The sequence below is a fragment of the Ancylothrix sp. D3o genome, from assembly GCF_025370775.1.
Classification (GTDB): Bacteria; Cyanobacteriota; Cyanobacteriia; order Cyanobacteriales; family Oscillatoriaceae; genus Ancylothrix.
Map to the genome: position 1 here is coordinate 1 of NZ_JAMXEX010000046.1, position 13,488 is coordinate 13,488.

Sequence of the window (13,488 nt, forward strand, 5' to 3'; positions counted from 1 at the left end):
GCTATTAGTATTGCTGCTGATTATGAGATTCTTCAGGAAAATCGCCCTGCAAATCAGTTTATTTATGGCGTGCCATCGGATACTAAGCGCGGGCCGATTGCTACGGGTGGTACACCTTGGGGTTTAGCTGCATCGCCAGTAGCCGATTGGCTGAATACAAATAGCTTTGCTAATACATCAAACGATCTCACACCCACCTTTACATGGGACTTTGACATCCCCGATTCTGAAATCAGCGAAGTCAACCTCTTTGTGAGTACGTTCAAAGAAGGCGAAGGTTTACTACCGTCAGATGAAGTGGTAGATTTATCCAACTCTTCAATTCTAAGAGAACTGGGCGCACAGGAAAAGCAAAACTTGCTGAGTGTGCCTTGGGATGAGTTCGACGACTTTAATCCCAATCGTATCCTCACAGCGACTTGGAAGAAGGATACTGGACTGTGGTACTGGCACGATGGAATTACCCCGATCGCTCAACCCGTTAATGAACTTCAAAATACCAGCACTCGCTTCACGCTACCGGGCGATCGTACCCTAACCGCAGGCCAGACTTATCATTGGGCTATCTCTGCTGTCAGCAACAACGGACAAAAAGACATTGAAATTCGCGACTTCAAAACCGATCCAGTACCCCCTGCTACTAGCGGCGATACCTTCAGTAGCGTCACCGTAATTACTCATGGCTTGAAGTTGCTTAATGAGCCGCCTGGGCTTCCTATGCCACTCTACGATATGGCCAGTAGCATTGCCACCGCCGGTGGTGGCGGTTTGATGATGCGCTATGACAGTACCACCGGCGATTGGCTTCCTGTTGATAAAGAAGGACGGCTTCTGAGTGGTTTCGATCCGAGGAACTACTACGGGAAGCCGTTGGTACTTCTTTCTGACTGGTCGAAGAATTTTGAGTCATCCATCCCCGATTCTGGTTTCACTGAAGCCGCCGCCGATGCGCTGTTTGCTTCGCTGGTGGCACTAGATCGAACATTAGGCGGTACGGTAGAAGAAGTTGACGGGGAATTGGCGCTAAAGCAGGGAGGAGTTTTTAATTCACCCTTGCACTTTATCGGCTTTAGTCGAGGCACAGTTGTTACCAGTGAGATGATTCAGCGCATCGGTACTTATTTCCCAGAAGCCGGTGGCATAGAAGGCTCTGGCATTCGCGACCTTCAGATGACCACCATAGATCCGCACGATTTCGACCAGCCCGGATTTTCCCTATTCGGGCAAGGTTTTCGAGATTTCAACGAACCAAAAATTCAAGTTTGGGAGAACGTTACCTTTGCCGATAACTACTATCAAACGGTGCCTAAACTCGATCCTAATCTGCTAGAAAAGACAGGTACGCCTTCCGGTCGCAGCATCAGGAATGCCGATATAGATGTTTTCCTGGGTACGAGAGCAGGGGAACCTAACTATGAATTTAGTCGCGCTGGATTTACCAGAGAAACCGATCCGCTCAAAGTTGGCTCCGCTCAAGTGCTGGCTGGGCAAGGAGCCGTACACGGACGAGTTGTGACGTGGTACAATGGCACGACTAATCTCGGAATGAAAGAGTCGCCAGACCAAATTTTCCGTCGTCGCAGCGATGGGCATTACGAGTATCTGTTCGATCAAGATTTTTACAATCGCAATCAAACTCCTCCTTTGAACCCTTGGTACACGCCCGTCCACACCGATGCCGACTTTACTCTCGGTGCTGCTGATGCTTCCTGGGAGGGAATTGGTACTGGTTGGTTCTATTCAGTTTTGGGTGGGGGTAAGGATAAGCGTCCTCCAGTTGATATGACCAAGCGTGTACCGTTAAGTTTTGACAACACACCAGAAACTCGGATGCGAGGTGACGCTCCTGTTCCCACGCTGTTCAACGGCAACTTCGACGTGACGACTGGCGGCAATGATTTGATTAAGAATGCTTTTGGGATGCCTTTGGCGATTCCTGGTTGGTCATTTCATAATGGCCTACCTATGGATGATGCTGCACAGCCCGGGCTATATCTGGAAGATGTAGATCCTTCCAGCGAAAGAAATTACGCCCTGAGTCTGGGGAAAGAAACGCTACCTGGAGTTTTTGGAATACCGACTTCTGCGCCGCCTCTAAACGAGATCGTTCGCAATCGTCTGATAGCGCCAGAGTGGGCTAAGACTTTGCTGTTCGACTTTAAAGTTACTCAAGCTAGTGAAGACGATGTGATCGAGGTTTATATGCAGGGGAATGGCGAACCTGAAAAACTAGGTGAGTTCGCTCTTTCTGAGACTATGGATGAGTTTGAGACATTCCTTTTAAATTTGCCGTCAAACCTGATTGGGCAGTTGTCAACGCTTCAGTTCAAACTGGTGGACAAAAATCAGAATGGTCTTAACGCTCAGCTTTTGTTAGATAATGTCTCCTTCACCGACCAGGTAGAAACCACAGCTTTAGATTTGATTACAGGTGAGGGGAACGCGGCTGCTGAAACTGTTATGGCTGCTGCGGCAACTGCTCCGCCTGATAATAGTACCGTCTTCAATTCTAATCTCAATCTTAGTTGGAATGCGCCTAATCAGGGCGAACCCAACAAGCTAATCGAGATTAAAGTTGACGGTCAGTTTGATAGATTTTTACAAGTAAATTATCAAGGCTATGAAGATTTAAGTTTGGCAGCAGATACCTATCGGTTTGAATTGGAGGCTGGCGGGCCTAACTTGACTTTCACAACTACAGCCCTGCCACTTCAAGAAATGTATTTTGATAAAGACGGTCAGGGTGCTAGGGTTAGATTCCAAGATATAGATCGCGATCGCCTTTATGGTTCGAGATTTTTAGTTACAGAGTTTACCTATGATGAAAATCGGCGGCGAAATCTCAACGATACCAAATCTTACCTCAGCTACAGGTGGATAAATGCTGTCGATCCAGAAGCGACAACAGGAAGAACTGTAGATTTACCTGAAGGCGTAGACGACACGGCTGTTTTCCATCGGACTTTGGCTGATGGAAAAGACGGTTTTGTTCGCACTAAAAATATTGATTTGCGACTTCCAAGTTCTTTTAAAACTGAGTTTCGTAGTCGTCGAGCTCAGCAAAACAATGAATTTGAGTACAGTGATCCTGAGTCTAATGGCAGTCGTAGGTTGGCAACGTGGCAGTTCGATCCAGCCTCTATTGAAAATCAACAAGATTCCTATCTGCTTGCTCCAGACACTTTTCTTAAATGTAAGACGGATATTTTAGATATTGTTACAGGCGGCATTGTTGTTGGAACTTTACAATCGCGAGGAACAGCTAGTGAGCCTGCAGAAATAAAGTTAAATCTAGAAGGTTTCAAGAATGAACTCCGCGGGATACTTACAACGGGAGAACTACACGATATTACTGATGATACTTTTACAAAAACAGGACTGGTTCAGGACCCGCAATCTGGAGAAGTCGAATATAGATTTACCCAAAATGGGCTTGGAGACAGGCGTTTTTTAAAGAATCATTCTGGACAACCTCTTCTTTACAACAAATTTGTAACTGCCTCTAATACATTTACAACTGAGTTTGCAAAGTTTTTACCAGCAGCCAAGGAAGCAGCAAAACAAAATGGCCATAATCTACAGTGGCTGGCGGAGCTTGAGGAATTCTTAAATACGCAGGCTCAAGCTTTACTAGCGGCAGTACAGGAGGATTTTCAATATGTGAGTAGGGGTTTTACCATTACAAGTGAAACTTTACCAACAATAACCTCTCCGGGCATCGCAGTATCGTGGCTTGACATTATAAACGATCGAGGTCAAGCAATCGATGGGTTAGCATTTTTTAACAGAATTGATGGCTGGTTACAACCTATACTGGTAGATCCAAATATAAGTAAGCCAGCCAAAGAATGGGCAATGGCTCAAGGAATTTATTTCCCAAATTCTCTGGACACTGTTCGTGAGTATGAAGTTACAATTGGTCAAAATGAAAATGGTGAACCTATTAAGGCTACAATTCAAAAAAAACTAGCTTCTGTAGATATAAATGTTGGACAACATTTTATTTGGGAAGGAGCTAATGGAATTAAGTTTGCTGATTATTTAGCTAATACTGTTAGCCAAGAGTTGGGACATAACTTTGGTCTGAATGATGCCTATTTTACACCGCTTTTTGGTTCGGGCGAGAACCTAGATCCAAATGATATAATGAGATTGGGTTCTCCTGATGATGGAAATCTAGAGTTCGATTTTAGAAACTTGAATTTGCTACAAGCTTCTCTGGGATTCCATGAAAGTCCATACTCTAATATGGCAGATCGACCATTTTTTAGATTTAATCCATCAGATAATGCTATGCTAATGTATTTGAGAAACTGGAACCTTCCTGCCAATAAAGAAGGGATTAATACTTCTTTATAGACAGATAATTTTTAGATAAATTGGAATAATTATCAAGGTTTTTGGAATGCCTCTTTTCGCCGAAACAAAACAACCTGGTTTAGCTCTTTACCGGGCCATCGAATCAAAAAACCAGAAGGTAGTCAGGTGGCTACTTTCCAGAGGTATTGATTCAGATTGGGAAGCAATTGTAAAAGCTGGATATAGCCCAATCATAACTTTACTAGCCGTACAAAAAGGTTGTATAGATATAGTAATGCTTTTGATGGCTTATGGCGCACAATTTGGCGCTACCGAGTTGAGCGTGGCTGTATCAAAAGGCTATAGGGAGATTGTCGAGTTACTCTTGGAGCGAGGAGTTGAAGCGAACATTGAAGTGTTGTATGACGCAATACAGGAAGGTTATCAGAAAATAGCGGAAGCCCTACTGGTTAGCGAGGTGGAACTCAATCCATACATAGCGACACTGCAAGGAGATATCGCCACTGTTAAAGAGTATCTGGAGCAAGGCATCGATATCAATGCCAACTACGGCGATCGCTTTACCCTGCTCCACATTGCTGCTGCTGCAGGCCACCAAAATATGGTGGAATTTTTGTTAGAGCGAGGCGCTGATATTAATGCTTTACAGCCGCCCAGCGAATGCTCAACTCCACTCCACAAGGCTGCTAAGAACGGACACTTAGAAATTGTCACTTTACTGCTCGATCAAGGAGCAACAGTTAATGCAAAAAATGAGAGAGGCTGCACGCCTTTGCACTTAGCAGTTAGGCAAGGACATAAGGATATCGTTCAACGCTTAATCGAGCGAGGTGCAACTTCTTTTGCGAGTAATAATGAAGGTAATACACCTTTGCATGAAGCAGTTAATAGAGAAATAGCAGAACTAATCATCGCTAATGGTGCGAATATTAATGCTCGTAATAAAAGAGGACTAACCCCCTTCGGCGAGGCAGTACAACATCAGCGTCAAGATATAGTCAACCTACTGATTTCTCGGGGAGCTAGTCTCAATTTTGAGGGAGATATGAAGGCTTCACTACTTTATTATTCAACAATTGGATGTACAGATGCAGTGAAATTACTAATTAGCAAGGGTGCAGAAGTTAATCCAAAAGACCGTGACGGTGTAAGCTTCAGCGAACTTAACAATTATTGGCCCCGCTTCGGTCAGGATTATACCCCACTGCACAGTGCGGTAATTGGCGGACATCAAGATGTGGTTGAGTGCTTGATTGCTAATGGAGCGCGAATCGATGTTTATGACAGACAATATGGCCTGACTCCCTTACACTGGGCAGTCTGGGAATCTCACAAAGATATAGTCGATCGTTTGCTGGCTAATGGAGCTGATATCAATGCAAAACGTACTGTTGGGGGACTGTATACCGACTCTGAAAAACCCTCTTCTATTTATCCTATACTGTGGATATCTTCAACCGGCACTCCACTTCACCTAGTATGGGACAAAGATATCGCAGCATTTCTCATAGCTAACGGTGCCAACGTTGATGCCAGAGATGAAGTGTTTGGCAATACTCCTCTCCATGTCGTCACAGAAAAATTTTTTGGAGATGTAGAGGAAATTGTTGAGCTATTAATTCTGAATGGGGCAGATGTTAATGCTAAGAATAAATCCCAACGCACGCCTCTTCATAATGCAGTTGAGCGCGGCTACAAAGAAGTAGTTAAGTATTTGATTGCTAACGACGCCGATGTCAATGCTAAGGATGAGTCTTATATAACTCCCTTACATGAAGCAATTCGCTCGGTTAAGATAGAAAATCTATTGATGACTGAGGAGATTGTCGAGCTATTGATTCTCAAGGGAGCAGATGTTAATGCTAAGGATAAATCTGGCGGCACTCCTCTGCACTATGCAGTTAGTAACGGGCTAAAAAATGTAGTGGAGTATTTGCTGGCTAGCGATGCCAATGTCAACGCCAGGGATGAGTCTTTTATAACACCCCTACATAAAGCAGTTTGTTCTGGTAACAAAAATATATTAAAGTTATTGATTGACAACGGTGCAGATGTTAATAATAAAAGTACGGAAGGCCGTAATATCCTTGATGATGTGTTAGAGAATAACCAGATAGATAAGGGCTAATTATTTATGGCAAATGGTGTAATAATTCAACGGAAATGCTAAAAATATCTTGCCTAAAAGTTCATTGCACGAACCGGCAGCGAAAGGCTCTACTAATCTAGTTAATTTGTTGAAAAAGGGGCTTGATAAAATGAGCAACCCAGTCATTTACAATGAATATTTATAAAAAAATATCTGATTTTTAGAGTTCCCATCTTATGCTATTTTTAGCGCCTTTTCTTTAGGGCAATTGATGATATTAATCCAGCGATTAGTATTGCGGCGGATTATGAGATAATCGCCGAAAATCGTCCAGCAAATCAGTTTACTTATGGCGTGCCATCAAATACTCAAAGAGGGCCGGTTGCTACTGGCGGTACACCTTGGGCTTTAGCGGCTGCCGGTGGCGATGAGTTAGATTTGATAGGGCCGATTGGAAATTCTAGCGAGTCTGAGAATCCTTTAACTCCTACATTTGAATGGGATTTTAAGATTCCTAATGAGGAAATTCAACAAGTTAACCTTTTTGTTAGCACATTTGAAGAAGGCTCAGGATTACTTCCTTGGGATGAAGTAATCGACAACTTGTCTGAAGTTCTACCTAATTCTAGTTTGAACGAAGACCAAAAGCGGCAACTGTTAACTACTTCATGGCTTGGTTACGATGACTTCAACCCCAATCGTATCCTGACAGCGACTTGGACAGAGAGTGATGGTTGGGTCTGGAATGGAGGAGAAAACTACACTTCAAACAACACGAGCTTTACTATACCCTCTGATCGCACTCTCACTGCCGGTCAGACTTACTATTGGGCGGTTGAAGCATTTACCACTGACGGCAAGCGACATATTGACCTTGGGCAGTTCAACACGCCGGCAGTCACAAATGACTCGCCCTTCAGCAGTGTCACAGTTTTAACTCACGGCTTCAGACCTCCCTATATTTCACAATCAACAATCGCGCCTCATTTCTTCGATATGGCAGGCAACATTGTCAGTTCTGGCGGTGGCGGTTTGATCCTTCGCTACGACAAACCTACAGGTTTCTGGATACCTGTAAATCGATACGGTCAAGTCATAGGTGACTTCCCTCCAGGTCTCAATCCCGCATCAGAGGCGGGCTATTTGGAGCAACTAGCGGATTATATATCTGCTAATTACAGAGGCAGACCTCTAGTTCTATTGCCTGATTGGGCTCAAAACCGGGAGTCGGCAGTACCTGACTCTGGGTTTACTGAAGGCGCAGCAGATGCTTTCTATGCCTCGCTGGTGCAGCTAGACCAGGCACTAGGAGGAACTGTTGGAGAGCGCAATGCTGCCGGTGAGTTAGTGCGCCTGTACGACAGTAGGGGGAAACTAATTCGCTCTTCTGGGCCTTTATTGACGTCTCCTATGCACTTTATCGGTTTTAGTCGTGGCACCGTTGTCAATAGCGAGATTGTACAGCGCTTGCTGACAGCATTTCCCAATGCCGGCGGCACAGATGAGAACAGCCGCGATTTCCAAGTAACCATGATCGACCCTCACGATTTCGATCAGCCCGGACTTTCGTTCCCACTGATTGGCGGGTTTAGAAATTTCTACGAACCTAAAGTGCAAACTTGGGAGGGCATTACATTTGCTGATAACTATTACCAAACCACAGCCGAACCTGGTAGTTTTACTTCAATTACTCCCAATGGTCGAAATATTCCTCAGCTATTGCCCCCAGAAGATAGTAGCAATGCAGCAGGGCTTCAATTCCCCACTGACGCTGCGGGAAACTTCTTGGGTGTTCCAGATGTGGTTGAATTCTTAGGGACTCGTGCGGGTGAGGAGGGTTACGCCGACAGCCGCACAGGTTTCAGTCGGCAAACCGATCCTATTCCTGTCATTGGTGGGGGTCTGGGCGCTACTCACGGACGAGTTTTTACTTGGTATGCCGGCAGCACCAATCTAGGGTTAACAGAGTCGCACCCAAGCTATGCGTATAATTGGCAAGATGACCCAGTGTACCGTCGTCGCAGTGACGGACACTACGAGGTACTCTTCGATGAAAACTTTTATAATACCTATCCGAGCCGTGTCAATCCTTGGTACATTCCCGATCACATAGATGCAAATTTTGACGGTCGGATTGCTGAAGCTCCCACAGAAGGGATAGGAACTGGATGGTTTTACTCCGAGCTCGGTGGTGGCAAGAACCTGCGTCCAGACTCTAATGCGCGTGTTCCGCTGTACTTTGATAATACTCACAGCGCTAGAATGCGGGGCGATGCTGCTGTCCCCACTCTGTTTAATGGCAATTTTGATGCGGTTATCGATCCGTTTGGCGGCAACCTGAGTCCCTTCCGCAGACTTATCTCGAACGCGCTGCCTGGGTGGTCTTTCCACAACGCTCAAGAGCCAGACATCAATTTAGTTGAGCACCTGGAGGATGTGAGTGCTGTGAAAGGGAAAACTGAACCAGATTACGCGCTGAAGCTGGACAATGGATTAACGGATCTTGTTCATAATCGTTTTGTGGTGCCGGATTGGGGTGCTTTGCGGTTTGATATTCATGTGCCGGTTCCTGCTCCTCTTAATGATATGGATGATTATATTGAGGTGTATCTGGAGACAGAAGACAGAACTTATATTTTGAGAAGTCAGGAGATTAATCTTCCTCCGGATATACCTCTTCCATCAGTGCCGATGGGAGAGGAAGTCAACTCAATTCTCCCTGCGGTTGACCTGCGAGAAGTTCACCCAAGCAGTTTTAGCACTCCAGACCTGGGACTTGCAGTGCCACCGCAATGGATACAGTTACAGATCAATCGAATCGGGTTTGGATCACACGGATTTGAAACGTTTCAGGTAGATATACCGGATGAGGTACGGGGTAAGACGGCAAAACTCAGATTTAAACTGTATGGAGATACAGTCGCTTATCTTGACAATGTTTTCTTTCAGAGCGAACACCTGAAGCTTGGTAATCCCGCACTCAATGAGCAGGAAGCTAGGCAGGATGCAATGGTAAGCCAGCCCAATAATTATCTGATTGAAAATCCCCAGTTTGCTGCCTCTTATAACGAAAATCTCAAAACCCCCAACTGGGTAAGCTACCAGTTAAATCAGTCGTGGATTAACGGTTCTGCTGGTAGCATTCGGAGGCAAGACTCAGGAGCAACCTTTGTTGAGGATCTTTCTCTCCCTTCACCAACTCTAACCAGAGTTGCTGGAACAAACTCCTATGATCAATTTCAACGGGGCCACATGACCAGAGCAGAGGATCGCTCCCGACTAATTGAGAGTTATTACCCAGATAGTCAGACAGGGGATCGCTACGGAATCTACAAAGACTATAAACTCACCTACTTAATGACCAATATATTACCGCAATTCATTGTCACTCAAGGTCGAGATCCTTGGGGAGGTTTGGAAACCCACCTGACCGAGACACTGGTTGAACAACAGAACAAGGAACTTTATATTATTGCAGGAAGAGATGGGGAAAGAACTACTTTTTCTTCAAGAGGAATCAACATTAGTGCCCCCGCTCATACCTGGAAAGTGATTTTAGTGCTAGAACCCGGTCAAGGAGTTGCTGATGTGACTCGGAGTACGATTGCTTTTGCTGTAGATATTCCGAACTATTCCGCGACCGAGCGAGTTTCTCCAGACGCTCCACAGTCGCCCTTGTTGTCAGGAAATTGGAGAGACTATGCGATTTCGATTAACCAATTAGAGGAGATTATCGGCTACGATTTTCTATCTAATATTCCGACAGATATACAGGAATGGATAGAAAGTAACACCGATCCAGACAATCCTTTGCCACGAACCCTCATTCCGTAATAGAATGGCAACATTTTTTAAATGGTTGAGGATAGTTCTACCGCAGTTGTTCATTGCACTGCGGATAGTTTACAAACCGAGGGCCTTCATCCACCGTGCCATCAGGCATAAATAAGTGCAGAACAAAAGCCCCCCACATCCGACAATGCTCTATGTTAATTGCTCCCCTCAAGGTGCTACGAATCAAGAGCGCTTGCTCAAAATCAGTGTAGGCTAGGTTAGCATCTCGTAGAGTTGATTCAAACAAAATGGTTCCATTCATCAAGGCATGGCTCAAGTCTACTCCCGACCAAATACAGCGACGTAAGTTAGCGTTACTCAAGTTAGCATGACTTAAATTGACATCCCTGAGAAAGCTATTGTACAACCAGGTTCCCTGTAATTTAGCCCCATTTAAATTTATCCGCTCCAGCCCAATGCCTATCAAATTCGCACGACTCAAATCGATGCCGCTTAAGTCCACATCTTTCAGTAAGATACCTGCTTTAGATGGACGTTTCAAACCTATCCCAGCGAAGTTGCGCTCACCGGCCTTGTAACGCTCCAACAGTTCGGTTGAGGTAAGATAAATATATTCCATAAAAAAAGCAATCGAGTTTAATCTGGATAATCGACAAATCGGGGGCCTTCATCTACTGTGCCATCAGGCATGATCATGTGCAGAACAAACGCTCCCCAGATCCGAAAAGGTTCCGTGTTCATTGCTAGATCGAAGGTGCTACGAATCAAAACCGCTTGCTCGAAATCGGTATAGTATAGGTTGCATTTCCTCAGATCAGATTCAAATAAAATCGCTCTACCAAGATAGGCAACACTCAAGTCTACTCCCGACCAATAACAGCGACGTAAATTAGCATCACCTAGGTCTGCGTAGCTCAAATCAACATTGATGAAAATGCTACTGTGCAAGTAGGCTCCCTGTAATTTCGCCCGGCTTAAATCAATCCACTCCAGCCTCACGTCTGCTAGATTCGCAAAACTCAAATCGATGCCACTTAAGTCTGCATCTTTGAGAGTGGTATCCGCTTCAGATTGATTTTCCAGGGTGATGCCGCTAAAATTCCTAAGGCCGGCATTGTAAAGTTTTAGAAGTTCAGGCAGTGTGATATTCCTCATGTTACTTGTTACTCCCTTGGAGATCGACCCCTCTAAGATTGGCATTATTAATGCAAGCATTTCTGAAGTCAGCCCCTCTAAGATTGACGCCTTCGTTCAACAGCAGAGCAATAAGCATTATGCCATGAAAATCCCTTTCACCCGCTGCATACCGAGAGAGCAACTCCTCAACAGTCATTTTTTCCATCAACTCACCCATAGCATCTTTTACCATATCGATAATAGCGAGTGCAAAGACCCTTGCCGCAATGATGCCCCTTTATTACAAGTTCGCAGATGCTTACTTCCTTTTGAAGCTACTTCCCATTACCCCCTTGTCACCCTATGATACTGCAAGTGTACCCTGTACCTTCAGGGGGTGACCAGGGGGCTTATTGCTTGCCACATAAGAGTTATAGCTTTTAAATATTATTGTTGACAATTCGGAGCGCTTATTGCAAACAGAAGCCACAATCTTTCAATCCATTCTTGACATTGGTGAAAGCCGGCTATCCAACCCGTATTCATACAAACCACCGGCTCAAAATATCAACATAAATTGGGTTGATCCCTTATGACGATGTGATACTATATTAACTCATAGAATACTCGATAAACTACCGCATAAAGGGACGCCACATGGACGGGTTTTAAATTGGTATGCAGGAACAACTAATTTATTCCCGACGCATTTTCCTTTTTCAGAAGAAGAAGATGCAAATGCGATTTTCCGCTCCAAGTGGAGATGGGTATTATGAGCATTTATTTGATAAAGAGTTTTCGTTTGGGGAAGGGGTTAACCGGACTTAAACAGAATTTAGCCTAAAAATAGGCTAAAACACAGTCGTTTAGGGGATTTAAGGTAAATATTTTGTTTTTTTTGGTAACGACTGTGTTTTAGCCTCTTATACCCTTTTCGAGCTAAAACCGTTTCCCTGGCAGGAATACAGGTCAATTTTATCTCAAATCTTGTCTAAAATCTTGTTAAGAGTATTTGACCGATTCCTTAATTTATGGCTGCTTATGAAGCACTTATCTTGTTTAGTATTCTTACCTCAAAGGTCATCATTTCTAACACTTCTGTCAGGCATAATGGTTTCATGGAAGATAGCACCTTTGCAATAATAGATACTAAATTCACGAGCGCCCCTCAAGTCAGCGTAGCTAAGGTTGGCATTCTTGAAATTCACCTCGCTGAGAATAGCACGTCTCAAGATGGCCCGACTAAGGTTTACTCCTTTAAGATTACTTTGACTGAAAATAGCATCACTCAAGTCAGCATTTTCCAAATTAGCCTTTCCAAAACCACTTTCAAAAAAACGAATTCTTCTCATATTGGCAAAACTTAAGTCAACTTCGTCAAATCCACTCCTCTCAAAGTAGGCATCACTAAAGTCGGCTTCTCGAAAAATGACTTCCCTAAAAATCTTATCAACCAAACGAATTCCCCCCAGATTAACTCCAGTAAAATCTCTATCCCCAGCAGCGTACCTTCTCAGCAGATCATCAGCCTTCATAACTCTACTCCTACATTAATCAACACATTCACAGATCACTGACTCACCCTTTAGAAGTCTCTGTTTAACCCTCACGTTTGATACTTCCATCAGGCATGATAGTTTCATAAAAAGTCGCTCCCCTGCATCCATAAATCTCAAAGTCACGAGCGCCACTAAAATCGGCATAACTGAGGTTTGAATCCAAGAAAGAAGTTTCAGTCAGTTTAGCTTTTCTGAGTTTGGCGTGACTGAGGTTAACTTCACTCAGAGAAGTTTGTAGGCAAAAAACATAACTTAAATCTGCCCCTTCCAGATTAGCTCCATTAAAAGCGGCTTCAGCAAGATGGGCTTTTCTTAAGTTGGCTCTTGTCAAATCGGCATAAATGAGAGTGATCCCGTCCAAATAAGCATTACTCAAATCAGCGTCTCTCAAGATAATACCAGAGAGATTTATATCCATCAAACGGACTCCTGGGAGCTTAACTCCAGTAAAATCCCTCTCTCCAGCTTTATAACGTTCAAGCAATTCTTTGGCATCCATAATTTTTAGTAAGGAAGTTGATTTTCACTCTCTATAATAGCCTTTTCATTGTTCAAAAACATTTGGGCCTCGTGAAAGGTTTATTTTGATAACATTTATGACTCCAGGGA

8 protein-coding genes are annotated in these 13,488 nt (G+C 44.1%); 3 read left to right on the forward strand and 5 right to left on the reverse strand.

Going from position 1 to position 13,488, the window contains the following annotated elements:
• The first annotated feature begins 69 nt into the window (after positions 1-69).
• The 3 genes from NG798_RS25590 (at position 70) to NG798_RS28070 (ending at position 10,243) form a co-directional block, all read left to right on the forward strand.
• Positions 70-4,359, forward strand: coding sequence for a hypothetical protein (locus NG798_RS25590; protein ID WP_261226552.1), 4,290 nt, complete (start codon positions 70-72; stop codon positions 4,357-4,359).
• Between the two features lie 46 nt (positions 4,360-4,405).
• Positions 4,406-6,448: an ankyrin repeat domain-containing protein gene (locus tag NG798_RS25595; RefSeq protein WP_261226553.1), complete on the forward strand. Its 2,043-nt coding sequence runs from the start codon at positions 4,406-4,408 to the stop codon at positions 6,446-6,448.
• A gap of 315 nt (positions 6,449-6,763) precedes the next feature.
• Complete coding sequence (locus tag NG798_RS28070) at positions 6,764-10,243, forward strand: DNA/RNA non-specific endonuclease (protein WP_261226554.1); 3,480 nt, start codon at positions 6,764-6,766, stop codon at positions 10,241-10,243.
• 37 nt (positions 10,244-10,280) lie between these two features.
• On the opposite strand, the gene NG798_RS25605 is transcribed toward NG798_RS28070, so the two are convergent.
• The 5 genes from NG798_RS25605 to NG798_RS25625 all read right to left on the reverse strand — a co-directional run bounded on the left by NG798_RS25605 (position 10,281) and on the right by NG798_RS25625 (position 13,378).
• Positions 10,281-10,823 carry a pentapeptide repeat-containing protein gene (locus NG798_RS25605; RefSeq protein WP_261226555.1) on the reverse strand — a complete coding sequence of 181 codons (543 nt, stop codon included), beginning with the start codon at positions 10,821-10,823 and terminating at the stop codon, positions 10,281-10,283.
• Positions 10,824-10,840: 17 nt separating this feature from the next.
• Positions 10,841-11,359 (reverse strand): pentapeptide repeat-containing protein, encoded by a 519-nt coding sequence (locus NG798_RS25610; protein ID WP_261226556.1) that lies wholly within the window; start codon positions 11,357-11,359, stop codon positions 10,841-10,843.
• 1 nt (position 11,360) lies between these two features.
• Positions 11,361-11,573 carry a pentapeptide repeat-containing protein gene (locus tag NG798_RS28305; protein ID WP_375339006.1) on the reverse strand — a complete coding sequence of 71 codons (213 nt, stop codon included), beginning with the start codon at positions 11,571-11,573 and terminating at the stop codon, positions 11,361-11,363.
• 820 nt (positions 11,574-12,393) lie between these two features.
• Positions 12,394-12,855, reverse strand: a complete 462-nt coding sequence (locus NG798_RS25620) for a pentapeptide repeat-containing protein (protein WP_261226558.1) — start codon at positions 12,853-12,855, stop codon at positions 12,394-12,396.
• A gap of 64 nt (positions 12,856-12,919) precedes the next feature.
• Positions 12,920-13,378: a pentapeptide repeat-containing protein gene (locus NG798_RS25625; RefSeq protein WP_261226559.1), complete on the reverse strand. Its 459-nt coding sequence runs from the start codon at positions 13,376-13,378 to the stop codon at positions 12,920-12,922.
• Positions 13,379-13,488 lie beyond the last annotated feature (110 nt).